Genomic DNA, 25,359 nt, shown 5'->3' with positions numbered 1-25,359 from the left:
GACATGCAACATCTCAACCCATTTGACGATCCCCAGCAGGATTGTCATGTGCTAAAAAATGCGCAGCAACAATACAGTTTATGGCCCGCCTTCAATGCGATTCCCGCAGGATGGCAAACCGTATTCGGCCCGCAACCGCAAGCAGCCTGCCTGCATTGGTTAAACGAAAACTGGCACGACATCCGTCCGGTTACCGAAAACCCAAACCGGAGCGACGATGTCTGAAACCTTGATGAGCCGAAATCTTACTGAACATATCACTCTGCCGCTGGTCGCTGCGCAGCCTGGCATCTGGATTGCCGATCAGCTGTCGAAACACCACAACGCTTACGCGGTCGCACATTTTGTTGAGCTGCGCGGCGAGCTAAACAGTGCCATGCTGGCCAAGGCCATTGTCGCTGGCATGAAAGAAGCGGATACGCTGAATATGGCGTTTGGCGAGCAAGATGGCGAGCCACAGCAGTGGTCTTCTCCACAGACCTTTAGTGAACCCAATGTCATCGATTTACGTCACGAAACCGATCCCGCAGCAGCGGCTCGCGCCTTGATGCATCAGGATATGTCTGGCGATTTGCGTGTGTTAAGCGGTGCGCCCTTGTGGCATCACAGCCTGATGCGTATTGGCGATCAGCATTGGTATTGGTATCAGCGCTATCATCATCTGGTTGTTGATGGTTTTAGCTTTACCGCTTTGACGCGTCGTATCGCCAATCTTTATACCGCTGGGCAACGTAACGAAGCGCCGGAACCCACGCCGTTTGTGCCATTCAGTGAAGTGGTTGAGGAGTATCAGCGTTACCAGCAATCGGCGACCTGGCAGCGCGACCGTGAATTCTGGCGGGAAAAAGGGGCTCAGCTTCCGCCACCCGCCTCGCTGGCCGCACAGCCGCTGGCAGGGCAAAGTGCCAGCACCGATCTGCTGCGTCTGGAACTGGCGCTGGATCGCCCTTCTTTCCAGACGTTGTTGTCACATACGCAGCAACATAATCTCAACGCCGCGGATACCGCTTTTGCGCTGGTCGCGCTCTGGCTGGCACGCCTGAGCGGACAACATGATTTTGCCGCTGGCTTTATTTTTATGCGCCGTATCGGATCGGCCGCGCTGTGCGCCACCGGCCCGGTGATCAATGTGCTGCCGATGGCAGTGCATTACGATCCGACACAACCTTTGATCACACTGGCGACGCAGCTCGCGAAAGAAGTAAAAAAGATGCGCCGTCACCAACGCTTTGATGCTGAGCAGGTGCAGCGCGATCTGGGTCGCCTTGGCGATACCGATCCGCTTTATGGCCCGGTGATCAATCTCAAAATGTTCGATTACCAGCTGGATTTCGCTGGCATTGAAGGCGTCACGCATCAGCTCGCTTCTGGCCCGGTTCGCGATCTTGAGATCGCCATTTACATCAGCGAGAAAGGTGACTTAACCCTTGAACTGTTGGCAAATGCTGAACGCTACAGTGAAAACACGCTGAAACAGCACCTCAATCGCTTCACTTTACTGTTGAACCAACTCGCTACGCAGCCAGATCGCGCCTGCGGTGAACTGAATCTGCTCACACCCGATGAACATCTTCAGTTGGCAGAGATCAATCAAACTACTGTGACGCTGCCCGCTGAAACCTTAAGCAGCCTGCTGATCAAGCAGGCACAGCGTACGCCGCATGCACCCGCGCTGGCCGATAACCTGCACAACCTAAATTATCAGGAGATGCAGCAACAGGTTCAGGCGCTGGCCAGTGAACTGATCGCTAAAGGCGTTCAGCGCGGTGACATCGTCGCCGTGGCGTTGCCGCGCTCTGTGTTTCTATCACTGGCGCTACAGGCAATTGTTAGCGTTGGCGCCGCGTATTTGCCGCTGGATACCGGCTATCCAGACGATCGTTTGCAGATGATGTTAGAAGATGCCGCACCGAAGACGCTGCTAACCAGCCGCGATCTGGCCCAGCGCCTGGCCGCGATTTCTCCCGTGGAACCGATGTTCTACGATGCACTTTTGGCTCCGGTTGCTGAAATCACCTCTCTCTTGCCGCATCCGCAAGATGGCGCTTACATCATCTATACCTCCGGTTCTACCGGTCGTCCGAAAGGGGTTTTGGTCGGGCATGAAGCGATCGTCAACCGCCTGCTATGGATGCAGGATCACTATCCGCTGACCGCTGACGACGTGGTGTTACAAAAAACCCCGAGCAGCTTTGATGTTTCCGTGTGGGAGTTTTTCTGGCCGCTGCTGGTGGGCGCGCAATTAGTGATGGCCCCACCCGATGCGCATCGCGATCCCGAAGCGCTACAACACCTGTTCGCACGCCACCGCGTTACCACCACGCACTTCGTTCCTTCAATGTTAGCGGCCTTTGTCGCTTCGCTGCAGGATGATAAAGCGGTAGCGCAATGTGCCAGCCTGCGGCGTGTTTTTTGCAGTGGCGAGGCGCTGCCTGCGGAGCTGTCGCGCCAATGGCAAGCGCTTACTCAGGTTGAGCTGCATAACTTATACGGTCCAACCGAAGCCGCCGTTGATGTCAGTTACTATCCTGCTTTTGGCGCAGAACTGGCGGCAGTCCAGGATGCCAGCGTGCCGATTGGCTTCCCGGTGTGGAACACCGGTTTACGCATTCTCGATGCGCGCTTGCAACCGGTGCCGCCAGGCGTAGCCGGTGATCTTTACCTGACTGGCGTGCAGTTGGCGCACGGTTATCTTGATCGCCCTGATCTTACTGCCAGCCGTTTTGTCGCCGATCCTTACGGCAACGGCACGCGGATGTATCGCACCGGCGACGTAGCACGCTGGCTGGAAAACGGCGCGGTGGAATATCTGGGCCGCAGCGACGATCAGCTAAAGATTCGTGGTCAACGTATTGAACTGAATGAGATCGATCATGCGATGGCGGCATTACCCGGCGTGGAGCAAGCGGTGACACATGCCGTGGTGCTGGGCAATGCCATTCAGCAAGGCGATGCGCGACAGTTGGTGGGATATGTCGTTGCGGATCACCCGATTGACAGCGAGGCGATGCGCGCCGCCCTCGCCGCTCATCTGCCCACGTACATGGTGCCGGTGGCAATGGTTCAACTTGACGCTTTCCCGCTGAGTAGCAACGGCAAGCTCGATCGCAAAGCGCTGCCAATGCCGCAAAGCCAGGCTGCAGCCGCAGGTCGTGCGCCGCATCCCGGCCTGGAAACCACGTTGGCCGCTGCATTCTCCGCCTTGCTTGAGCGTGACAATATCAGCGCACAAGATGACTTTTTTGCTCTGGGCGGCCATTCACTGCTGGCGATGCGCCTTGCAGCGCAACTGCGCCGTAGCCTGAACCTGCCGGTTTCGGTTGGGCAAGTGATGGTGGCTTCAACGGTAGAAAAACTCGCTGCGCTGTTAAGCAGTGAGGAAGATGCGGGTCGCGCCGGATTTGAAGCCGTATTGCCGTTACGTAAAGGCGATGGCCCAACGCTGTTCTGCTTCCATCCCGCTTCCGGTTTTGCCTGGCAGTTCAGCGTGCTGCAACGCTATCTGGATGCGCGCTGGTCGTTGATGGGCATTCAATCGCCGGATATCGATAGTCCGTTGAATCAGGCTCAGCATCTTGATGCGGTCTGCGATGCACATCTGGCCACGCTTCGTCAGCAGCAACCGCACGGCCCTTACTATTTCATCGGTTATTCGCTAGGTGGCACGCTGGCGCAAGGCATTGCTGCGCGTCTCGAAGCGCTTGGCGAAAAAGTGGCGTTCCTTGGCCTGCTCGATACCTGGCCACCCGAAACGCAGAACTGGGATGAGAAGCGCGGTGAAAATGTCCTGGATCCGGCGGTGCTGGAGGAAGTAAACCGCGAGCGTGAACAGTTTATCGCTGCGCAGCGTCAGCAGGCAGGCGAAGGGATGGAAGCGATGTTTAACACTATCGAAGCCAACTACGCCAGTTCAGTACGTTTGCTGGCGACGGCACGCAGCATCCGTTTCAATGGTCGCGCCACGCTGTTCCTCGCAGAACAAACGCAGCAGCCGGGACAAGATGCCACTCGTGCCTGGTCGCCGTATGTTGCGGAGCTGGAGATCTGGCCGATGGATTGTGCGCACGTTGATATCATCTCGCCACGCATGTTTGAGCAGATTGGGCCGCGCTTGCAGCGGTTACTGGCGACGCTCTGACAATGACGTATAACAACACAGGGCAGCATCACCGCCCTGTGTTGTTTCTGGCGTGTTGTTTTTGTTTTTTTCTCTGGGTCATTGCTTCTGGTTTTTTTTGGCCTGAATACGTCAGTGACCAACACGCACACTGTCCGTTGAAATCTGTTTACGTGCGTGACCGACCCAGCGGTACAATCATTGGCGTATGCGCGACCGGATCATCAACAATCATGCAGCGCAGTCCATAAATCGATTCAATCAACGCAGGTGTAATGATTTCGCTGGGTTTGCCTTCCGCGATAATGCGCCCATGGCGCATCGCAATCAGATGGGTGGCGTAACGGCACGCCTGATTAAGATCGTGCAGTACCACCACCAGCGTGCGGCCATGCTGCTGATTCAAATCCTGCATTAACTCTAATAATTCAATTTGATGGGTGATATCCAACCAGGTTGTCGGCTCATCCAGCAGCAGCAGCGGCGTTTGCTGGGCCAGCACCATCGCAATCCACACGCGCTGCCGCTGACCGCCAGAAAGTGTATCAACCTGCTGATTAGCCAAATCTGCGACACCGGTTGCCAGCATCGCTTGCTGCACCGCAGCTTCATCTTCGTCACGCCAGCGACCAAATAAGGCTTGATGTGGATAACGCCCGCGCGCCACCAGCTCATTGACGCTGATCCCGGCGGGTGCATTAGAGCTTTGCGGCAACAAGCCCAACCGTCGCGCGACCTCTTTAGTGGCATAACGCGCAATGGCTTCGCCATCCAGCATGACCTGCCCTTTCAGCGGCGCAGTCAAACGACTTAAGGTACGTAACAGCGTGGATTTACCGCAGGCGTTGGGGCCAATAATCACTGTTAATTCGCCATCAGGAATGGCTACCGAGAGATTTTCGGCCACGATTTTCTTATCGTAGCCCAGCGTGAGTGTATCACCTTGTAACCTGGATGTGCCTGTCATTGGCGTCGCGCCTCCCGTATCAGTAAGGCAATCAGATAAAGTCCGCCAAGGCTGACGGTAATCACGCCAACCGGCAACTGGTAAGGCAAGAAAAAGTGCTGTGCGGCGTAATCTGCTGCCGTCAGCAATAGCGCGCCACACAATGCCGCCAGCGGCAAAGCGCCTTTCACGCCGCCCGACAAACGGCGGGCAATTTGCGGTGCCAACAGGGCGATAAACGAGATAGGTCCCACCAATGCAGTAGACGCGGCCGTTAGCACTACGCCGATCAACATCAGCCAGATGCGGCTGCGTTCGACCGGCACGCCCAGCGCACAAGCGGTATCGTCACCCATTTCCAGCAGGCGCATGCGCCGTGCTAATAAGGCGGTTGCTACCATTGCCAACAGCAATACGAGGATAACAGGCGTCGTTTTGGCCCAGGTAATGCCGTTGAGCGATCCGGCGCTCCATAAACCGGCGCTGAGTGCGGCTTCCAGCGAAGCGCTGATGATCAGCCAGCTGTTCAGCGCCATTAATAGGGCGCGCACGCTGATTCCGACAATGATTAACCGAAAGGTATCAACACCGTTTCGCCAGGCAAACAGATACACCACGCCAGCAGTGATCAAGCCACCCAGCAGCGCGGCCAACGTCATGCCTTCGATGTTCTGTTGAAACAGCACCAGCGCCACCAATACGCCGCTGTAAGCGCCAGTGTTAAAGCCGAGAATATCGGGACTGCCCAGCGGATTGCGCAGAAGAGACTGGAAAATCGCGCCGCTGACGCCAAGTGCCGCGCCAATCAACAGCGCCATCAACACGCGTGGCATGCGCCATTCGATCACGATTAACTGGATATTGCGTGCTGCATCGCCATTAATCACTTGCCACAGCTGCTCAGCGGAAATCGGTAAGGTCCCGCGCGTTACGCCTAAAAAGGCCAGCAACAGGCACGCGACCAGCAGGACAATGCTGTTGATCATCATCCGACTCATATTTGCCCTCTTCCCAGTTTGCGTCGTACTAACACAATCAACATGGGTGCGCCAAGAATCGCGGTAACAATCGAAACACGCAGTTCACCCGGTACCGCTATGCGGCCCAGAATATCGGCAGCGAGCAGCAGGCAAGGCGTCATCAATAAAGTAGCCGGCAGCAGCCAGCGGTGATCGTTGCCCACCAGCCAGCGCGCTAAATGAGGCGTCATCAATCCAACGAACGCAATCGGCCCAACGGCAGCGGTTGCTGCCCCGCTGAGCAGCGCAATTGCCAGCAGTCCAAACAGTTGCGTGCGTGCCACGCGCGTGCCCAGCGCGGTCGCCATATCACCGCCCATGCTCAGGCTATTTAAGGATCGTGCCAGAAGCAGCGCCACGGCACAGCCAATCACAACCGCAGGAAAGGTGGTTTTCAGGACAGAGAAGTTGCGGATATCGAGCGAGCCGCTGTGCCAAAAGCGCAGATGATCGTAGATTTCAGGATTCAGCAGCGATAAGCCGGAGGTCAAGCCTTCAAGCACTGCGCCGAGCGCCACGCCCGCCAGCGTCAGGCGAACCGGGTTCACGCGGCCGCCGCCGAGCGCGCCCGTTAAGGCCACCAGCAAAGAGGCGATCAGCGCACCGGCAAAAGCAAAGCCGAGCCAGTCCAGCGGTGAATCTGCGCCAAACAGCGCTATGCCAATCACCACGGCAAAGCCCGCGCCAGCGTTGACCCCCAGAATACCGGGATCGGCGAGCGGATTACGCGTCAGGCTCTGCATCAAAGCGCCAGCAATGCCCAGCGCAATTCCCGCTAATAAGCCCGCCAGGGTTCGCGGCAAGCGCGCATCACGTACTATTACGCAGTCGGCGCTGGTGCAGCTTGAAAACAGCGCGTGCGTGACATCATGTAAAGCAATAGATTTTGCTCCCAGCATTAAACTGAGCGCAAGAAGCAGCAACAGCAGCATCCCTGAACCTGCTATCGCACGGAGTTGGCGCATAACGTTTTAAACCTTCACTGATCAACGACACTGCGGGCAAGCCACTTTGATAATGATACTTATTATCGTTATTACTCGTATTTTTGTATGTTACCATGACTTATTCACTCAATGACGAGGAAAATCGGCGTTTATAGGCGATGAAATGAACAAACCCTCCTACTTTATCGATCTCAGCCTGCTTAAAACACATCCCGCTTTTCGCGCCGTGTTTATTGCTCGCTTTATCTCCATTGTTTCGCTCGGCATGCTAGCCGTTGCCGTTCCGGTACAAATTCAACAACTCACCCATTCGCCGCTGTTGGTCGGGTTATCCGTCACGTTGGCAGGCGCGGGAATGTTTATCGGCCTGCTTACCGGTGGCGTATTAGCCGATCGCTATGAACGTCGTCGTCTTATTCTGTTTGCCCGCTCCACCTGCGGCTTGGGTTTTGTCGCGCTGTGCATTAATGCGCTGCTGCCTGAACCTTCGGTAATCGCGGTCTTTGCGCTGGGATTGTGGGACGGCTTTTTTGGCGCGATTGGCGTAACGGCGCTGCTGGCCGCCACGCCCGCGCTGGTAGGCCGTGAAAACATCATGAAAGCGGGCGCGATTACTATGTTAACAGTGCGCTTTGGCTCTATTCTTTCGCCAGCCATTGCAGGATTAGTGATTGCCCACGGCAGCGTCGCCTGGAATTATGGGTTAGCCGCTTTCGGTACGCTACTGACGGTGTTAACGCTGTTGAGATTACCGGCGTTATCTCCGCCGCCTCAGCCGCGAGAACATCCGCTTAAAGCCTTAGCCACCGGCGTGCAATTTCTGTTTGCCAGCCCGATTGTCGGCATGGTTGCGCTGATTGGGGCGTTGGTCACGTTAGCCAGCGCGGTACGGGTGCTTTATCCATCGTTGGCACCGCATTGGCAGGTTGACCTTGATCAGCTCGGGCTGATGTATGCCGCCGTGCCGCTCGGCGCTGCCGTAGGCGCGCTAACCAGCGGGCGACTGACCCATTCGTCGCGTCCGGGTCTCTTAGTATTAGCCAGCGCGATTGCAGCCTTTATCGCCCTCGGCTTGTTTAGCCTGATGCCACGCTTTGAATTGGGGTTGGTTTGTTTGGTGGCGTTTGGCTACTTCAGCGCGATCAACAGCCTGGTACAGTACGCGATGATCCAAACCTTGACGCCGGATGCGCTGTTAGGTCGCATTAATAGCTTGTGGACGGCGCAGAACGTCACAGGCGATGCAATAGGCGCTGCCATCCTTGGTTCAATGGGTTCTTTGCTGCTGCCGCAACAGGCGGCAAGCCTGTTTGGTTTTGCTGCCGCGCTGTTGGGTGTGCTGATGTGGTTGGTAATGGGACAGTTGCGACGTTATCAACCGCCAGCGCCAAAGCTGGCGGAACAAAGCTTATGATTTAACAAACAGCTGCTCAAGACGCGTCAGCAGGTTGCTGGCGCTGTAATAATCGAGGCGAAACGTGTCCAGACCTAGCGCATAGACCTGCTTTTTTTCTACCGCAGGCGTTTGCTTCAGGAACGGATTATTCATCACCGCATGGGCGGTTTTATCCTCGGCGGCAAACAGCATGTAACTGTTGCCGTTTAGGCCAGCCGCCAGGTTTTCACCCGATAACTGAATAATGTCTTTGCGCTGCCCCATGCTGTGCCCTTGCTGAATATTGACTGGCGGCGTCGCCAGCGTGAAACCCAACTGTTGCAGCAATTTGCCCTGCGCAGATTCAGCAGTCCACAGATTTACCGCGCGCCCATCTCCGTTCCACACCATGGCAGAAACAGGTTGTGGTGGCAGCGTTAATTTACTTTTCAGCGCGTTTTCATGATCGTCAAAAGCTTTGACGCGCGCCGCTGCCTGGGCTTCGTGCCCGGTCGCTTCACCCAAAACACCCACCAGCTGCTGCCAGCTTTTATCGTCATAATTCACCACCAACACCGGCGCGATGGCTGAAAGCTGATCAACCAGCTTGATGGCTGAATCATTGCCTGTTGCACTGACGACGATCAGATCAGGCGCTTCAGCGGCGATCGCTTCTGCACTGGGTTCGCCAATGTATAAACGTTTTACCCCGCGCTGTTTTGCGACATCGCCCCACTGACGAAAGAAACCTTGTGCATCAGCGAGTCGACTATTAGGTGCTGTCGCGCCGCTGGCGATCACTGGTGCATCAATCGCCAATAAAGAACCGGTGAGCGTGACGCTGGTGGAAACAATGCGCGTGGGCGCCTGCTGCAAAGTAATACTGTTTTTGGCGCCCTGCACCGTGCGCGGCCAGCCATTTTCAGCGTGAGCAACGCCACTGAGAACCAGCATGCTGGCGAAAAAGAGGGCGATCATCGCCCAAAAATCCCGTTTATACATAAGATCCAATCCACCTTTAGCTGTGACAAAAACCCTGCTCAATATGCTGATTTAGCATGAAAACGCAGTCGAAACCCCGCGAATTTATTGACACTCCAAACTAATCAACGTAGCTTACAGAGCCACAATACAAATGATAATCATTATTAATTATCTTATCATTTATAGGTGAAAATTATGGTGGAAACGTTGACGTTTGAAAATCCCTTGTTGCAGGATTTCTCGGCGCTGTGCCGTGGCTTTCTGTTTACTTCCCCGTGGCGCAGTCTGACAACCCAAGGCTGTTTCACTACCATTACCACGCCGGTAAAAGATGGCGCGGCGTTGGGCGGGGATTTTCAACAACAATTGCAGCAGCACTTTGCATCTGCAAGAAAACAGGGCATTGCGAATCCGATTCTGGTGGGCGCAATCCCGTTTGACGTCAATCAGCCTTCTGCGCTGTTTATTCCTGAGTCTTATCAAACCTTCAATCGTGCAGATTTAAACGTGCCGCAAACGGCGCCCGAAGAGACGTTGCCGCATGTGCGCCGTCGTACTGCGGTGCCAGATCACGACGCTTTTACTTCGATGGTGGCGCAAGCTGTTGCGGCAACGCAGCGCGGCGATCTGGATAAAGTGGTGCTGTCGCGCTTGATGGATATCGCTACCGAACAGCCCGTTGATACGGCGGCGTTGATGCAACGTATTGTCGCGCAAAACCCTAACAGCTATCACTTCCACCTGCCGCTGCCGGAAGGCGGCGCGTTGGTCGGCGCGAGCCCGGAATTGATGCTGCGTAAACAGGGCCGCGATTTCAGCTCTTGTCCGCTGGCGGGTTCTGCCCGCCGTGAGAATGATAGCCAACGCGACCGCGCCGCCGGCGAAACCTTGATGAACTCTGATAAAGATCGTCATGAACACAAGTTAGTGACCGATGCGATGCGCGAAACGCTGCAACCGCGTAGCCGTTTGCTTTCAGTGCCCACTGTTCCCTCATTAATCACCACATCGACCTTATGGCACCTTGCCACGCAGATTGATGGCGAAGTGCTGGATGAGCAGGAAAATGCGTTGTCGCTGGCGTGCCTGCTGCATCCAACCCCGGCGTTAAGTGGCTTCCCGCACCAGCGCGCTCAGCGCCTGATTCAGGCATTGGAGCCGTTCGAACGCCAGCTGTTTGGCGGTATCGTCGGTTGGTGTGACGATCAAGGCAACGGTGAGTGGGTTGTCACGATTCGTTGCGGCACGGTTAAAGGTGCACGCGTTCAACTTTTTGCTGGCGCAGGTATTGTTGCCGATTCACAACCTGAATCAGAATGGCGTGAAACTGGCGTTAAACTCGATACCATGCTTCGCGCATTTGGACTGCAATAAAGGGTATTCCATGACAATTTCATACAGCCGCTGGCCTGAAGATCTCGCCGCGCGCTACCGCGAAAAAGGTTACTGGCTTGATGTGCCGATGACCGACATTCTGGCACGACATAAAAACAGCGATGCCGTGGCAGTCATTGATGGCGATCGTCAGTTCAGCTATCGTCAGCTCGCTGAACTCAGCGATAACCTGGCTGCTGCGCTGCAAAGACGCGGCCTGAAAAATGGTGATACTGCGCTGGTTCAACTCGGCAACGTGGCGGAGTTTTACCTGACACTGTTTGCCCTGTTTAAAATTGGCGTTGCGCCCGTGAATGCGCTGTTCAGTCATCAACGCACCGAACTCAGCGCCTATGCGAGTCAGATCGAACCGAAACTGTTGATCGCCGATCGCAGCCACGCGCTGTTCGCTGATGACCGCTTTATTGAACAGCTTTGCCGTGAACACGCTTCACTGCAACAGGTTATTCTGCGCAACGATAATCAACCGGAAAATACCCTGGAATCCTTGCTGGCAGAAGCGGCAGGTGAATTCAACGCGACGCCAACTGCAGGCGATGAAGTGGCATTTTTCCAGCTCTCCGGCGGCAGTACCGGTACGCCAAAACTGATTCCGCGCACCCATAACGACTACTATTACAGCATCCGCGACAGCAATGTGATTTGCCACGTTACGGCAGAAACGCGTTATCTGATCGCCCTGCCCGCTGCACATAATTTCCCAATGAGTTCGCCGGGCGCGCTTGGCGTATTTGACGCAGGCGGGCAAGTGATTTTAGCGGCCGACCCTAGCGCGACGCTCTGCTTCCCCTTGATCGAAAAGCATCACATTACTGACACCGGATTAGTGCCGCCCGCGGTGAGTCTGTGGTTACAGGCCATCCAGGAATGGGGAACCAACAAGTCGTTGGCATCTCTGCAACGCATTCAGGTTGGTGGTGCCAAGCTAGGCGAAACCTTAGCCGCGCGCATTCAGTCTGAGATTGGCTGCAAGCTGCAACAGGTGTTTGGCATGGCCGAAGGCTTAGTCAACTACACCCGACTGGACGATGATGAGAAAACCATTCTCACCACTCAAGGCCGCCCGATCTCTCCTGATGATGAAGTCTGGGTGGCTGATGAGAACGGTAATCCGCTGCCCGTTGGCGCAGTTGGCCGCCTGATGACGCGTGGCCCTTATACCTTCCGCGGCTACTACAACAGCCCGGAACACAATGCCGCCAGCTTTGATGAAAATGGATTTTATTGCTCCGGCGATCTGATCGAAATGACGCCAGACGGCAACATTATTGTGCAGGGGCGTGAAAAAGATCAGATCAACCGTGGCGGCGAAAAAATCGCGGCGGAAGAGATAGAGAACTTGCTGCAACGCCATCCAGATGTGATCCATGCGGCATTGGTTTCAATGAACGATGAGCTGATGGGCGAGAAAAGCTGTGCCTTTATTGTCGCCAGCCAACCGATCAAACCGGTGGTGCTGCGTCGCCACCTGCGTGAGCTGGGCGTTGCCGAATTTAAACTGCCCGATCGTATTACCTGCGTAGATGCCCTGCCGCTGACCCCCGTCGGCAAGGTGGACAAAAAACGTCTGCGCCAACAACTTGCTGATCAACAAGCGCAAGCCTGATTTGTTCTGGAGATTTTAATGGCTATTCCAAAATTGACCTCATATTCGCTGCCAACTGCCACCGAGTTGCCAAACAACAAAGTGAAATGGACGCTGGAGCCTCAGCGCGCAGCTTTACTGATTCACGATATGCAGGCCTATTTCCTTAACTTCTGGGGCGAAAACAGCCCGCTCGTCAATCAAGTGGTCGAGAACATCGCCCGACTGCGCCGCTACTGTAAAGCTCAGGGTATTCCGGTGTTTTATACCGCACAGCCCAACGAACAAAGCGATGAAGATCGCGCCCTGCTCAATGATATGTGGGGACCGGGACTGAACAAGCATCCCGATCAGCAGAAAATCGTTGAGGCGCTAGCCCCGGATGCAGATGACCATGTGCTGACGAAGTGGCGTTACAGCGCTTTTCATCGTTCGCCACTGGAAGCAACGCTGAAAGAGATGGGCCGCGATCAGTTGATCATCACGGGTGTCTACGCGCACATTGGCTGCCTGACGACCGCAACGGATGCCTTTATGCGTAATATTCAGCCCTTTATGGTGGCGGATGCGCTGGCAGATTTTACCCGCGACGAACACATGATGGCGCTGACTTATACAGCAGGCCGCAGCGGAAAAGTGGTAATGACCGCCGACCTAATGCCCTTGCCGCTCAGTAAAGATGATCTGCGTGCGCTGATCCTGCCGCTGCTGGAAGATGATGACGTGCCAGAAGATGACGAAAACCTGATCGATTACGGTCTGGATTCAGTGCGCGTAATGTCGCTGGCGGCACGCTGGCGTCAGGTTCATAGCGATATTGATTTCGTCAGCCTGGCAAAAAATCCGAGCATAGATGGCTGGTGGGCGCTGCTTTCACGGGAGCCAGCGTAATGAATAACACGTTTGATTTCAGCGGGAAGATTGTGTGGGTAACCGGTGCCGGACAAGGCATTGGTTATCATACTGCGTTGGCTTTTCACCAGGCTGGGGCGAAGGTAGAAGCATTCGATCTGCGTTTTCACGAGCATGATTATCCGTTTCCTTGCCACACCATGGATGTCGCCAATCCTGACCAGGTGAAAACAGTTTGCCAGCGTGTTCTGACCGCGCAGCCGCGTATTGATGTGTTGGTCAATGCAGCGGGAATTTTACGCGTTGGTGCAACCGATGAACTGACCTTCGCTGACTGGCAAGCGTGCCTGGCGGTGAATGCTGGCGGCGCATTTAACCTGTTCCAGCAAACCTTGCCGGTGTTCCGTGAACAACGTGCGGGCGCTATTGTCACCATTGCCTCTAACGCAGCACATGCGCCGCGCATCGGTATGTCTGCTTACGGCGCATCGAAAGCTGCGCTACGCAGCCTGTGTTTAACCGTTGGGCTAGAAATGGCACCATACGGTGTGCGTTGTAATATCGTTTCGCCAGGATCGACCGATACCGATATGCAGCGCAGCCTGTGGCACACGCCAACCGGCGAGCAGGAGATGATTGAGGGCTTCCCGGAGCAATTCAAGCTGGGTATTCCGTTGCGTAAAATCGCTAAGCCACAAGAAGTTGCGGCTAACGTGCTATTTCTCGCCTCTGATCTGGCCAGCCATGTGGTGCTGCAAGATATTGTGGTCGACGGCGGCGCAACGTTAGGAGCGTAATGCATGGCAGCGATCTGGAAACGATCCATCGGTTTAGACGCATTGAATGCGCTGGGTGAAAATTCACTGGTGGCGCATGTGGGGATCGTTTTCACCGTGATCGGTGATGACTATCTCGAGGCCACCATGCCAGTAGACGCGCGTACTCATCAACCTTTTGGTCTGTTACACGGCGGTGCGTCTGTGGTATTGGCTGAATCAATGGGGTCGATTGCGGGGTACATGTGCGTGGATGAAGGCAGCAGCGTGGTGGGCGTTGAAGTCAATGCCAGCCATCATCGTGCGGTTTCCAGCGGCGAGGTGCGCGGCATTTGTCGTCCACTGCATTTGGGTTCGCGTAGTCAGGTATGGCAGATTGAAATTCGTAACAAGCGGGATCAATTGTGCTGTAGCGCGCGGCTCAGTGTGGCGGTACTAGGATAAAACGAAACTTGCCCCGATGGGGCAAGTTTTGATGAGACGTAAATGCTTAACGCTGGTAGACAGTTTCGACGCCTTCGTCGTCTTCTTCATCCCAGTCGTCCCACTCTTCGTCATCTTCTTCTTCAACCGTATTCTCAATGGTTTCACGGTGGTAATCATCCCACATGAACTCCACTTTCTCCGGCTGTTTCTCTTCGACATCGGCTTCTTTTGGATTGGCGTTGATGAAGCTCATCACGTCCCAACACAAATCAGTAACGCCATTGCGGCTGGCAGCAGAGATCAGGTAATACTTATCTTCCCACCCCAGCGCTTCAGCAATCGCTTTAGCACGCGACTGCGCCTCTTCTTCGCTCAGCAGGTCAGTTTTGTTGAACACTAACCAACGTGGCTTGTTGAAGAGCTTCTCGCTGTATTTTTCCAGCTCACCAAGAATAATGCGCGCGTTTTCAACCGGATCGCTTTCATCGATTGGCGCGATATCGATCAGATGCAGTAATACGCGGCAGCGCTCGAGGTGCTTCAGGAAGCGAATGCCTAAGCCTGCGCCTTCCGCTGCGCCTTCGATCAGACCCGGGATATCAGCGACCACGAAACTCTGCTCGCTATCCATACGCACGACGCCAAGGCTTGGTACCAGCGTAGTAAACGGATAATCCGCAACTTTAGGTTTAGCGGCAGAAACAGCACGGATAAATGTCGATTTACCGGCATTCGGTAAGCCAAGCATACCGACGTCTGCCAGCAGCATCAGCTCCAGCTGCAAGTCGCGCTTCTCACCAGGCGTACCCATGGTTTTTTGGCGTGGACTGCGGTTTACCGAGGATTTGAAGCGGGTATTGCCTAAACCGTGCCAGCCACCTTTGCCGACCATCAGCTTCTGCTCATGGCGCGTCATGTCGCCCAGCGTTTCACCGGTGCCTTGGTCAATTACTCGCGTCCCCACAGGGACTTTAATAACGATGTCTTTGCCGCGTTTACCGGTACAGTCACGGCTTTGGCCGTTCTGTCCACGTTCCGCGCGGAAGGATTTTTCGAAGCGATAGTCGATCAGCGTGTTCAGGTTTTCATCAGCGAGCAGATAAACATCGCCGCCATCGCCACCATCACCGCCGTCTGGACCCCCTTTCGGGATATATTTTTCGCGGCGGAAGCTGACGCAACCATTACCGCCATCGCCTGCAACAACCAAAATTGTTGCTTCATCAACAAACTTCATTTTCTCTCTCCGTCACACAATCGTCTGCAACATAGTTGCAAACGGGTCCGCCAGGGTCTTCTGCGCTGACCAGCGGCGGATAAATCAGGATTGGCTTTCGCCAGTGCGTACATAAAGTGTACAGCAAACTTTTGTGATGCGTCGCCTTTAAGGCAACCAAGCGCAGAATGTAAAAAGCCCCGCATGAGTTGCGGGGCCTTCAATTCGTGCGTTCAGACGTTAAACGTCTGCGTCACGACAACCTTACTCAGCAACGATGCTGATGTATTTACGGTTGTTCGGACCTTTGATTTCGAATTGTACTTTGCCGTCTGCGGTAGCAAACAGGGTATGGTCACGACCACAACCTACGTTGTTACCTGCGTGGAATTTGGTTCCACGTTGACGAACGATGATGCTACCTGCCAGAACAGATTCACCACCGAAACGCTTAACACCCAGACGTTTTGCATTGGAGTCACGACCATTTCGAGTCGAGCCACCAGCCTTTTTATGTGCCATTTCTCAGATCTCCTGTTAGGCAGTGATGCCAGTGATTTTCACGTCAGTGAACCACTGACGGTGGCCTTGCTGCTTACGGTAGTGCTTACGACGACGAAACTTAACGATCTTAATTTTCTCGCCACGACCATGAGCAACGATTTCAGCCTTGATAACACCGCCTGAAACCAGTGGCGCGCCGATTTTCACGTCTTCGCCATTTGCAATCATCAGAACCTGGTCAAACTCAATGGTTTCACCGGTTGCGATGTCCAGCTTTTCCAGGCGAACGGTCTGACCTTCGCTTACTCGGTGTTGTTTACCACCACTTTGGAAAACCGCGTACATATAAAACTCCGCTTCTGCGCTTGCCTTTTTAGTTGATCAGGCGGCGCGCTAAATATTCACAATAGGGCGCGAATTCTACGCAAAACTCCAGGAGAAGACAAGAGCACTTTGCACTCTCTTGCAGAAAAAAAACACAGGCTGAACGCAAACGTTTATCAACCTGAAAATTCAAGTACAATCAGTAACAGATAACCTGAACGCTGGCTGGGTAAAAGCAATTACCATGGCAGAGAAACGAGTCATAGCTGAAAAGACGAATGAACTTAGAACAGATAAATGAATTAACCGCGCAGGATATGGCTGCCGTTAACCAGACCATCCTCGACCAGCTCGATTCAGATGTCTCGCTCATCAATCAGCTGGGATATTACATCATCAGTGGCGGCGGAAAGCGCATCCGTCCGATGATTGCCGTGCTTTCCGCTCGCGCAATGGGCTATCAGGGTGACCTGCATGTGACCAATGCGGCGCTGATCGAATTTATCCATACCGCCACGCTGTTGCATGATGATGTGGTGGATGAATCCGATATGCGCCGTGGCAAAGCGACAGCGAATGCTGCATTCGGTAATGCAGCAAGCGTGCTGGTAGGCGATTTTATTTACACTCGCGCCTTTCAGATGATGACCAGCATGGGCTCGCTGCGCATACTGGCATTGATGTCTGAAGCGGTGAATGTGATTGCAGAAGGTGAAGTCTTACAGTTGATGAACGTCAACGATCCCGACATCACCGAAGAGAGTTACATGCGCGTGATTTACAGTAAAACCGCGCGCCTGTTCGAAGCTGCATCTCAGGCATCCGCGATTCTTGCTGAAGCCACACCTGCAGAGGAAAAAGCGTTGCAGGATTATGGCCGTTTTCTTGGTACCGCTTTCCAGTTAATTGATGATTTACTGGATTACAGTGCCGACGGTGAAACGCTAGGCAAAAACACAGGCGACGATCTCAGCGAAGGCAAGCCAACTCTGCCACTGCTTCATGCCATGCAGCACGGCACACCGGAACAGGCGAAGATGATCCGCGAAGCGATTGAGCAAGGCAACGGACGTCATTTGCTGGAGCCGGTGCTAGAAGCAATGCATCAATGCGGTTCATTAGAATGGACGCGCTCGCGCGCAGAGCAAGAAGCGGATAAAGCGATTGCTGCGTTGAAAATCCTGCCGGAAACACCGTGGCGTCGCGCGCTGGAATCGCTCGCGCACATGTCAGTACAACGCGACTTCTAATCCTCACGGAGCCTTAAACGGCTCCGTTTCTTTGATTTCCCCCCTTCTTCTGTCTGGCTTACATCTTTTGCAAGGCTTTTGCGCCAGGCCGCGCAGTTCTATGCGTTCGATCCGAATATTACTGGAACTTAATGGAAATTATTTGCTATAAAGACCCAGAACTTTCCAGTTATGATATTCAAAGAGAATGAGGATCGCCCTCAGGGTGACGCATTAACAAGGACAAGGAGAACAGGTTTATGCAAAAAAGGAATGAAGACTGGCACCCCGCCGACATTATCGCGGCACTACGTAAACGTGGTACGACTTTGGCCGCGCTTTCCCGCGAAGCAGGGTTGAGTTCATCAACGTTGGCAAATGCGTTATCGCGCCCTTGGCCCAAAGGCGAATGGCTGATCGCGGATGCGATCAAGGTCCATCCTGCAGAAATTTGGCCAAGTCGCTATTACGATCCCATCACCCAATGTTTATTGGATCGGAAAAAACGTATCCGGCCCTTGGCCGATAGCGCAGCACTAAAAGCCGAATCGGACTCAGAATAGATTGTTGGATAGTGCACAAAAAAAACCAGCCGCGGAAACCGAGGCTGGCTTGTTCAACCAAAGCTTTAGGCGTGCTTATTCGCCACTGACGCGCTCAATATCCGCACCCATCGCTTTCAGTTTGTCTTCAATGTGTTCGTAGCCGCGATCGATGTGATAAATACGATCAACAAACGTCGTGCCTTCAGCAATACAGCCTGCCAGCACCAGGCTTGCAGAAGCACGCAAATCGGTGGCCATAACCTGCGCACCCGATAACGTCTCTACACCATGACAAATCGCCGTGTTGCTTTCTATCTCGGCATGACCGCCCATACGAATCAATTCTGGGATATGCATAAAGCGGTTTTCAAAAATGGTTTCGGTAATAACACCGGTACCTTCTGCAACCATGTTCAACAACGTGAACTGTGCCTGCATATCGGTTGGGAAACCTGGATGTGGCGCGGTACGCACGTTAACCGCTTTCGGGCGGTTGCCATGCATGTCGAGACTGATCCAGTCTTCACCGATTTCGATATCGGCACCAGCATCACGCAATTTCGCTAACACCGCATCCAGGGTGTCAGGTTTCGTGTTACGGCACAGTACCTTCCCGCCAGAGATGGCCGCTGCTACCAGGAACGTACCGGTTTCAATACGATCGGGCAGAACACGGTAAACACCGCCACCTAAGCGTTCAACGCCTTCGATGGTAATTTTATCACTGCCCGCTCCACTGATTTTTGCGCCCAGCGTGTTCAGGAAGTTCGCGGTATCGACGATTTCCGGCTCGCGAGCGGCATTTTCAATCACGGTGGTGCCGGTTGCCAATGTTGCAGCACTCATGATGGTCACGGTTGCGCCAACGCTGACTTTATCCATGACAATAAGCGCGCCTTTCAGGCGGCCATTCACAGAGGCTTTAACATAGCCCTCTTCCAGCTTGATCTCTGCACCCAGTTGCTCAAGACCGGTAATGTGCAAATCAACTGGGCGCGCGCCAATTGCGCAGCCGCCTGGCAGTGAAACCTGTCCTTGACCAAAACGTGCAACCAGTGGGCCAAGCGCCCAGATAGAAGCACGCATGGTTTTAACCAAATCGTAAGGCGCACAGAAAATATCAACTGCACTGGCGTCGACGTGTACGGAACCGTTGCGCTCAACCTTTGCACCCAGCTGGGTCAGCAGCTTCATGGTGGTATCAATGTCCCGCAGCTTTGGCACATTTTGAATTTCAACCGGCTCTTCAGCCAACAACGCGGCAAACAGGATAGGCAGCGCGGCATTCTTCGCCCCAGAGATGGTTACTTCACCACTTAAGCGGGTGGGGCCTTGCACACGAAATTTGTCCATTAACACGGCTCTCAATTAACTAGCTAAAGATTGGGCTCGCCAGTGGCGAGCTCGCCACGCTGACGACTCAGAAACCGTTGAGTTTACGGTCACGTGCCCATTCAGCGGGAGTATAGGTTTTGATGGAGACAGCATGGATGCGATTATCCGCAATATATTCCATCAGCGGCGCGTAGACAGCCTGCTGTTTCTTTACGCGGCTAAGATCGCCAAACAGCTCGCCCACCGCGATAACCTGGAAGTGGCTGCCATCATTGCTCATCACATGGACTTCGTCCAAAGGCAGTGCTTGCATTAGCACAGCCTGAATTTCACTGTTTTCCATTGCTTTTAACTTCACTTGATAATAATAAGGATGACATCTTAGAGGAAAGCGCCTGACTCTTAAATACGCAAAAGCCCCTGTACAAAACAGGGGCTTAGCTTAACAGAAGGAAATCAGGCGTTTTTATCCGCAGAAACAATAATCTGCTGCAGATTGTAAAGGGTAATCAAAGATTGCAGTTTATCGCTGATCCCACTGAAACATGGCGTGATGCCTTGAGCGCGGGCAATTTCTCGTAGATGCACCAACAAAGCTAATCCTGCCGTATCTACGCGCTCCAGCGCGGCAACATTGATGGTTTGAACATCCTTGATCAATGTATCTCGCTGCTGCCAAAGGGACAGCAACGTATCGCGATCAAGCTCGCCGCTGAGCAACAGCGTGCTGGCATCACGCTGCCAGCGAAGTGATTCGCCCATTGTTACTGTTTATCCAGCGTGATCGGCTGAGCAGCAGAACGCTTCAGTTGCGCCGTCAGACCGTCAATACCTTTGGTGCGCAGCAGATCGCTCCATTCATTTTGCTTAGTCGTAATCATGCTAACGCCTTCAGCAATCATATCGTAAGCCTGCCAGTTTCCTGTTTGGCTATTTTTACGCCACTGGAAATCCAGGCGAACCGGTGGGCGGCCATTGGGATCAATAATCGACACACGGATCGCCACGATATTGGTATCGCCAATCGGCTGCTCTGGTTGAATTTGATAGGATTGGCCGTTATACAACGCCAACGCCTGACCATAAGCCTGCGCCAGATAATCACCAAATGCACTGAAATAGGCATCACGCTGCGCTGGAGTCGAATCACGATAGTAGCGACCCAGCACTAATGCGCCGGCATATTTAATCTGCACATACGGCAGAAGCTCCTGACGCACGATTTCACGTAAATAATTGGGGTCCTGCTTGATCTTCGGCTGCTCTACTTTCAAGCGCGTAAAGGTTTTCTGCGCCGCCTCATTCATCATTTTATAAGGATTGCTCTGATCGGCGGCATTCGCTGCTAACGGTGTTACCACCAACATGGCAATCATCAGTAAACGTTTAAACATCGTGTGTGACCTCTTTCTTAAGGTTGAACCGGTGCCGCAGCAGCATTGGTACTGCCCTGCGCATCCTTATTATCGTTATTGTCTTTATTATCGCCGCTCTTATACAGGAATTGACCAATCAGGTCCTCCAGCACCAGCGCCGACTTAGTATCGCGTAATGTGTCGCCATCTTTCAGCATCGCCGAGCCCAGCTCGGGATCGTCAAACCCTAGATTCAACGACAGAAATTGCTCACCCAACAAGCCTTGCGTACGAATCGCCAGTGAACTGGTATCGGAGATTTTATCCGCGTACTGGTCGCTGATATCCATGGTGACACGCGGCAGCAGCGTTTTCGGTTCAAGAGAAATATCTGTAACGCGACCAATAACCACGCCACCCACTTTGACGGGTGAGCTGACTTTCAAGCCACCAATGTTGTCGAAGGTCGCGAACAGCTTCCATGTGGGATCGGTCCCCATAGATTTAAGATCTGCTACGCGCAGGCAGAGAAATAGCATGGCCAGTAACGCCATGATCATGAATACGCCAACCCAGATTTCGCTTTTTTTGCTTTGCATTGCATCAATTCCCAAACATCAGTGCTGTCAGCACAAAATCCAAACCGAGCACCGCCAGTGAAGCGTGCACTACGGTGCGCGTCGTCGCGCGACTGATTCCTTCAGAAGTCGGAATCGCATCATATCCATTAAATAAGGCAATCCAGGTTACCGTCACGGCAAACACGGCGCTTTTAATGATGCAGTTGACCACGTCGGTACGAAAGTCGACGGCGTTCTGCATCGCAGACCAGAAGAAACCCGGATCGATGCCTTTCCAGCTCACGCCAACCAAGGCACCACCCGCGATTCCCACCGCCGTAAAGATTAGCGCTAACAACGGCATACTGATAAAGCCGGCCCAGAAACGCGGTGAAACCACGCGACGTAACGGGTCTACCGCCATCATTTCCATGCTGGAGAGCTGTTCTGTGGCTTTCATTAACCCGATTTCAGCGGTCAATGCTGAACCCGCACGACCGGCAAAAAGCAACGCGGTAACCACCGGCCCCAGTTCACGCAGCAGCGACAAAGCCACCAGCATGCCGAGGCTGGTTTCTGCACCGTACGTAGTGAGCACCAGATATCCTTGCAGCCCAAGGACCATGCCGATGAATAAACCGGAAACCACGATAATGAGCAATGACAGGACGCCGACGCTATAAAGCTGCTTTATCAGCAGCGGCGCGTGTTTGCGAAACGCTGGCTTACCCACCAGTGCGTGAAACAGCATTAAGCCTGCGCGGCCAAAGCTGGCACAGGTTTCAATTCCCTGACGTCCAAATGACGCCAGTGCCTTCAATAGCATCAGCTTAAATTCTCCCTGAGCCGGTTAAATCGGCAAGATAATCGCCGGCCGGAAAACGAAATGGGACAGGTCCATCCGCAATCCCATCAATAAACTGGCGCACGCGTGGGTCGGGATTTGCCCGCAGGTCCGGCGTGCTACCCTGTGCAATAATTTTTTGTCCTGCCACGATATAAGCGTAATCCGCAATACTTAACACTTCTGGCACATCATGCGACACGACAATGCAGGTCAGACCTAAGGCGTGATTCAATTCATCGATCAATTTAACCAGCACGCCCATAGTGATGGGATCCTGGCCGACAAAAGGTTCGTCAAACATGATTAATTCAGGTTCAAGCGCAATTGCACGCGCCAGGGCCACGCGACGCGCCATACCGCCAGAAAGCTCGGCGGGTTTCAGCTGGGCCGCGCCGCGCAAACCCACCGCTTCTAGTTTCATTAGCACCGTGCTGTGTAGCAGAGCCGGCGGCAATTGGGTATGTTCACGCAGCGGCCAGGCCACGTTTTCATAGACGGTAAGATCGGTGAACAACGCGCCAGACTGAAACAACATGCTCATTTTTTTACGCGCTTCGTACAATTTAGCGCGTGAAAGCGTGGGGATATTTTCGCCACGGAACCAGATTTCTCCGCCATCAGGCTGAAGCTGGCCGCCAATCAAGCGTAGCAACGTAGTTTTACCTATCCCCGATGGCCCCATTATCGCCGTCACTTTACCTTTCGGCACCGTGAGCGAAATGTCATCAAAGATTTTGCGATCTCCGCGCGAAAAACTCACGCCACGAACCTCTACCAGATTCGTTTGCTGCTGGATCATTCTTACCTCTTATGCAGATCGGGCGTAAACATGGGGTACGATGGTAGCCTGTTCAACCTTGTTGCACGATAGCTTTACAGAAACTTACCGCTAAGATTTAGCGAAAACGGGCATAAAATTTACTTTTGTCGTTTAGGCGGTCAAAATCAGCGCCTGTTTCAGCACACAGAATCTTAAATCAGTCGGACAAGGCGTGCCGACCCCGATTTACACGCAAGGATTTTTAATGTTCGTAGCTACCGCACTGCTGATTATCGGTCTGCTTTTACTGGCTTATGGTGCCGATCGTCTGGTGTTTAGCGCCTCGATTCTCTGCCGCTCATTTGGCATACCACCGTTGATTATAGGCATGACGGTGGTCGGCATGGGTACGTCGTTGCCAGAAATCATTCTCTCCTTCTCAGCGGCGCAGCATGGTCAAATGGATCTCGCTGTTGGCACCGCGCTGGGCTCGAACATTACTAATATATTGCTGATCTTGGGAGGAGCGGCTTTACTGCACCCGCTGACTGTCCATTCAAATCTGATTCGCCGCGAACTGCCGCTAATGCTGCTGGTCTCATTACTGAGCGGTATTATGCTGTTTGATAATCATCTTAGTCGACTTGATGGTCTGGGATTGATTGCCATTGCCGCCCTCTATTTGATCGTGGTGATCCGCATTGCTCGTAAAGCCGAACTTAATAACAATGACACGTTAACGCGTGAACAATTGGCTGAACTGCCACGCGAAGAGGGCAATAACACGGTAGCCTTTCTCTGGCTGGCCGTTGCGCTGATTATTTTACCGATGTCGACACGTATGGTGATCGATAACGCCACGGTATTTGCAGACTATTTCGGCGTCAGTGAACTCGTCATGGGCCTGACGATAATTGCAGTCGGCACCAGTTTGCCAGAGCTGGCCACTGTCATCGCGGGTGCGCTGAAAGGTGAAGATGATATCGCTATCGGTAATCTGATCGGTGCCAACATTTATAATATTGCCATTGTGCTGGGCCTGCCGGCATTGATGCATCCTGGCAGCGTAGATTATCACGCCTTCGCACGTGATTATTGGGTCATGCTCGGCGTAAGCGCCCTCTTTGCTCTGCTTTGCCTACTGCGCCGCCGCCGTATAGGCCGCACCGCAGGTACACTTTTACTCTGTGGGTTCATCGTCTGGGTTACGCTGCTGTGGTTACAGCCGGCGTTTATAGACGGATAAAAAGGACAGATTTGCCATGTCACATCAGCAATCGATCGGTGATTTTGATTTCCAGCAAGCAGGAAAAGCGGTGCTGCGCATTGAGCGTGAAGGACTGGAACAACTCGACCAATATATCAATGAGGATTTCGCGCGTGCTTGCGCCATGATTTTCGCCTGTAAAGGCAAAGTTGTGGTCATGGGAATGGGCAAATCGGGTCATATCGGTAAAAAGATGGCAGCAACGTTTGCCAGCACCGGCACCCCAGCATTTTTTGTTCATCCTGGCGAAGCCAGTCATGGCGATCTTGGCATGGTGAGCAGCAATGATGTTGTCATTGCCATTTCAAACAGCGGTGAGTCTAACGAAATTCTGGCGTTGATCCCGGTGATCAAGCGTCAAAAAATCAAACTCATTTGCATGACTAGCCGCGCTGAAAGCGCCATGGGACGCGTGGCTGATGTGCATTTATGTATTAAGGTGCCGCAGGAAGCTTGTCCGCTCGGCCTTGCGCCCACCACCAGTACTACCGCCACCCTGGTCATGGGTGATGCATTAGCCGTTGCGCTATTAGAAGCACGCGGTTTCACGCCTGAAGATTTCGCCCTTTCACACCCAGGCGGCGCGTTGGGTCGCAAACTGCTGCTGCATGTCAGTGATATTATGCACAGCGGTGATGAAATGCCGCATGTCACGCACGACGCTTCTCTGCGTGATGCGCTGCTGGAAATTACGCGTAAAAACCTCGGGTTAACCGTTATCGTTAACGATCTGATGAAAATTGAAGGCATCTTTACCGATGGTGATTTACGCCGCATCTTCGACATGGGCATCGATTTCCAGCGGGCAACCATTGCAGAAGTAATGACGCGCGGCGGCATTCGCGTTCGCCCTAATGTCCTGGCGGTGGATGCCTTGAATTTGATGCAAACTAAAAACATCACCGCGCTACTGGTGGCCGATGACGATCGTCTGCTCGGTGTGGTACATATGCATGACATGCTGCGCGCAGGCGTGGTCTGAACAGGAAAAGAGA

Annotated in this window: 26 protein-coding genes; 12 read left to right on the top strand and 14 right to left on the bottom strand. The window is 53.6% G+C overall.

The genetic code is table 11. The features are described from left to right. Positions 1–3 precede the first annotated feature (3 nt). Together ACF2G4_RS16590 and ACF2G4_RS16585 are read left to right on the top strand one after the other, a co-directional pair. Entirely contained in the window at positions 4–225 is a 222-nt protein-coding gene (locus ACF2G4_RS16590) for an MbtH family protein (RefSeq protein ID WP_215847799.1), read from the top strand. After that, the gene (locus ACF2G4_RS16585) at positions 218–4,138 is read left to right on the top strand and encodes an enterobactin synthase subunit F (protein WP_409075167.1); all 3,921 of its coding nucleotides are present in this window, start codon (positions 218–220) and stop codon (positions 4,136–4,138) included. Before ACF2G4_RS16590 ends, ACF2G4_RS16585 begins: the two co-directional genes overlap by 8 nt. Before the next feature lie 148 nt (positions 4,139–4,286). Here ACF2G4_RS16585 and ACF2G4_RS16580 read toward each other — a convergent pair whose 3' ends face one another. From ACF2G4_RS16580 to fepD, 3 genes are read right to left on the bottom strand one after another with little or no spacing between them, the layout of a single operon-like run. Continuing rightward, the gene (locus ACF2G4_RS16580; RefSeq protein ID WP_409075166.1) at positions 4,287–5,084 is read right to left on the bottom strand and encodes an ATP-binding cassette domain-containing protein; all 798 of its coding nucleotides are present in this window, start codon (positions 5,082–5,084) and stop codon (positions 4,287–4,289) included. Further along, complete coding sequence (gene fepG, locus ACF2G4_RS16575; RefSeq protein ID WP_332626650.1) at positions 5,081–6,061, bottom strand: iron-enterobactin ABC transporter permease; 981 nt, start codon at positions 6,059–6,061, stop codon at positions 5,081–5,083. Before fepG ends, ACF2G4_RS16580 begins: the two co-directional genes overlap by 4 nt. Further along, complete coding sequence (fepD, locus tag ACF2G4_RS16570; RefSeq protein ID WP_243078722.1) at positions 6,058–7,047, bottom strand: Fe(3+)-siderophore ABC transporter permease; 990 nt, start codon at positions 7,045–7,047, stop codon at positions 6,058–6,060. The genes fepG and fepD overlap by 4 nt, the downstream gene beginning before the upstream one ends. 145 nt (positions 7,048–7,192) lie before the next feature. Here fepD and entS point away from each other — a divergent pair, with 145 nt between their 5' ends. Further along, positions 7,193–8,443, top strand: coding sequence for an enterobactin transporter EntS (gene entS / locus ACF2G4_RS16565; protein ID WP_409075165.1), 1,251 nt, complete (start codon positions 7,193–7,195; stop codon positions 8,441–8,443). On the opposite strand, the gene fepB is transcribed toward entS, so the two are convergent. Beyond that, positions 8,438–9,406 carry a Fe2+-enterobactin ABC transporter substrate-binding protein gene (gene fepB / locus ACF2G4_RS16560; protein ID WP_409075164.1) on the bottom strand — a complete coding sequence of 323 codons (969 nt, stop codon included), beginning with the start codon at positions 9,404–9,406 and terminating at the stop codon, positions 8,438–8,440. The genes entS and fepB overlap by 6 nt on opposite strands. Positions 9,407–9,583: 177 nt before the next feature. Between fepB and ACF2G4_RS16555 the strand changes: the two genes are divergently transcribed. Genes ACF2G4_RS16555 through ACF2G4_RS16535 form a run of 5 tightly spaced genes read left to right on the top strand, consistent with a single transcriptional unit; the run spans position 9,584 to position 14,440 of the window. Continuing rightward, positions 9,584–10,762 carry an isochorismate synthase gene (locus tag ACF2G4_RS16555; RefSeq protein ID WP_243078725.1) on the top strand — a complete coding sequence of 393 codons (1,179 nt, stop codon included), beginning with the start codon at positions 9,584–9,586 and terminating at the stop codon, positions 10,760–10,762. A 10-nt stretch (positions 10,763–10,772) separates the two neighbouring features. Then, positions 10,773–12,389 (top strand): (2,3-dihydroxybenzoyl)adenylate synthase, encoded by a 1,617-nt coding sequence (locus ACF2G4_RS16550; protein ID WP_409075163.1) that lies wholly within the window; start codon positions 10,773–10,775, stop codon positions 12,387–12,389. Positions 12,390–12,407: 18 nt separating this feature from the next. Further along, positions 12,408–13,259 carry an isochorismatase family protein gene (locus ACF2G4_RS16545; protein WP_243078726.1) on the top strand — a complete coding sequence of 284 codons (852 nt, stop codon included), beginning with the start codon at positions 12,408–12,410 and terminating at the stop codon, positions 13,257–13,259. After that, positions 13,259–14,017 carry a 2,3-dihydro-2,3-dihydroxybenzoate dehydrogenase gene (gene dhbA / locus ACF2G4_RS16540; protein WP_215847806.1) on the top strand — a complete coding sequence of 253 codons (759 nt, stop codon included), beginning with the start codon at positions 13,259–13,261 and terminating at the stop codon, positions 14,015–14,017. Before ACF2G4_RS16545 ends, dhbA begins: the two co-directional genes overlap by 1 nt. A 3-nt stretch (positions 14,018–14,020) precedes the next feature. Further along, positions 14,021–14,440 carry a hotdog fold thioesterase gene (locus ACF2G4_RS16535; RefSeq protein ID WP_215847807.1) on the top strand — a complete coding sequence of 140 codons (420 nt, stop codon included), beginning with the start codon at positions 14,021–14,023 and terminating at the stop codon, positions 14,438–14,440. Positions 14,441–14,486: 46 nt separating this feature from the next. Here the strand turns inward: ACF2G4_RS16535 and cgtA are convergent, their stop codons facing one another. From cgtA to rplU, 3 genes are all read right to left on the bottom strand, one after another. Continuing rightward, the gene (gene cgtA, locus ACF2G4_RS16530) at positions 14,487–15,659 is read right to left on the bottom strand and encodes an Obg family GTPase CgtA (protein WP_243078728.1); all 1,173 of its coding nucleotides are present in this window, start codon (positions 15,657–15,659) and stop codon (positions 14,487–14,489) included. 243 nt (positions 15,660–15,902) lie between these two features. Continuing rightward, the gene (gene rpmA / locus ACF2G4_RS16525) at positions 15,903–16,160 is read right to left on the bottom strand and encodes a 50S ribosomal protein L27 (protein WP_243078729.1); all 258 of its coding nucleotides are present in this window, start codon (positions 16,158–16,160) and stop codon (positions 15,903–15,905) included. A gap of 15 nt (positions 16,161–16,175) precedes the next feature. Continuing rightward, a complete protein-coding gene (gene rplU, locus ACF2G4_RS16520) occupies positions 16,176–16,487 on the bottom strand; it encodes a 50S ribosomal protein L21 (RefSeq protein WP_193405201.1) in 312 nt (103 codons plus the stop codon). Between the two features lie 257 nt (positions 16,488–16,744). Here rplU and ispB point away from each other — a divergent pair, with 257 nt between their 5' ends. Further along, positions 16,745–17,716: an octaprenyl diphosphate synthase gene (gene ispB / locus ACF2G4_RS16515; RefSeq protein ID WP_215847809.1), complete on the top strand. Its 972-nt coding sequence runs from the start codon at positions 16,745–16,747 to the stop codon at positions 17,714–17,716. A 239-nt stretch (positions 17,717–17,955) separates the two neighbouring features. Beyond that, a complete protein-coding gene (locus ACF2G4_RS16510; protein ID WP_243078730.1) occupies positions 17,956–18,258 on the top strand; it encodes a helix-turn-helix transcriptional regulator in 303 nt (100 codons plus the stop codon). Positions 18,259–18,333: 75 nt separating this feature from the next. Here ACF2G4_RS16510 and murA read toward each other — a convergent pair whose 3' ends face one another. The 7 genes from murA to mlaF form a co-directional block, all read right to left on the bottom strand. After that, positions 18,334–19,593 (bottom strand): UDP-N-acetylglucosamine 1-carboxyvinyltransferase, encoded by a 1,260-nt coding sequence (murA, locus tag ACF2G4_RS16505; RefSeq protein WP_215847810.1) that lies wholly within the window; start codon positions 19,591–19,593, stop codon positions 18,334–18,336. 67 nt (positions 19,594–19,660) lie between these two features. Continuing rightward, on the bottom strand, positions 19,661–19,918 hold the full coding sequence (gene ibaG / locus ACF2G4_RS16500) for a BolA family iron metabolism protein IbaG (protein WP_215847811.1): 258 nt from the start codon (positions 19,916–19,918) through the stop codon (positions 19,661–19,663). 113 nt (positions 19,919–20,031) lie between these two features. Then, positions 20,032–20,337: a lipid asymmetry maintenance protein MlaB gene (mlaB, locus tag ACF2G4_RS16495; protein ID WP_215847812.1), complete on the bottom strand. Its 306-nt coding sequence runs from the start codon at positions 20,335–20,337 to the stop codon at positions 20,032–20,034. A 2-nt stretch (positions 20,338–20,339) separates the two neighbouring features. Further along, positions 20,340–20,969 (bottom strand): phospholipid-binding protein MlaC, encoded by a 630-nt coding sequence (gene mlaC, locus ACF2G4_RS16490; RefSeq protein WP_409075162.1) that lies wholly within the window; start codon positions 20,967–20,969, stop codon positions 20,340–20,342. Positions 20,970–20,986: 17 nt separating this feature from the next. Further along, positions 20,987–21,529 (bottom strand): outer membrane lipid asymmetry maintenance protein MlaD, encoded by a 543-nt coding sequence (mlaD, locus tag ACF2G4_RS16485; protein WP_215847814.1) that lies wholly within the window; start codon positions 21,527–21,529, stop codon positions 20,987–20,989. A 4-nt stretch (positions 21,530–21,533) separates the two neighbouring features. Continuing rightward, positions 21,534–22,316 carry a lipid asymmetry maintenance ABC transporter permease subunit MlaE gene (gene mlaE / locus ACF2G4_RS16480; protein ID WP_215847815.1) on the bottom strand — a complete coding sequence of 261 codons (783 nt, stop codon included), beginning with the start codon at positions 22,314–22,316 and terminating at the stop codon, positions 21,534–21,536. A gap of 4 nt (positions 22,317–22,320) precedes the next feature. Continuing rightward, on the bottom strand, positions 22,321–23,136 hold the full coding sequence (gene mlaF / locus ACF2G4_RS16475; RefSeq protein WP_215847816.1) for a phospholipid ABC transporter ATP-binding protein MlaF: 816 nt from the start codon (positions 23,134–23,136) through the stop codon (positions 22,321–22,323). Positions 23,137–23,362: 226 nt separating this feature from the next. Here mlaF and ACF2G4_RS16470 point away from each other — a divergent pair, with 226 nt between their 5' ends. Then, on the top strand, positions 23,363–24,343 hold the full coding sequence (locus ACF2G4_RS16470) for a calcium/sodium antiporter (RefSeq protein WP_215847817.1): 981 nt from the start codon (positions 23,363–23,365) through the stop codon (positions 24,341–24,343). Positions 24,344–24,359: 16 nt separating this feature from the next. After that, on the top strand, positions 24,360–25,346 hold the full coding sequence (gene kdsD / locus ACF2G4_RS16465) for an arabinose-5-phosphate isomerase KdsD (protein ID WP_215847818.1): 987 nt from the start codon (positions 24,360–24,362) through the stop codon (positions 25,344–25,346). Positions 25,347–25,359: the final 13 nt, after the last annotated feature.

Source organism: Pantoea phytostimulans (assembly GCF_046118715.1).
Lineage (GTDB): Bacteria > Pseudomonadota > Gammaproteobacteria > Enterobacterales > Enterobacteriaceae > Pantoea > Pantoea phytostimulans.
The sequence above is the reverse complement of the archived record's forward strand: the minus strand, read 5'-3'. Positions and strand labels throughout refer to the sequence as shown.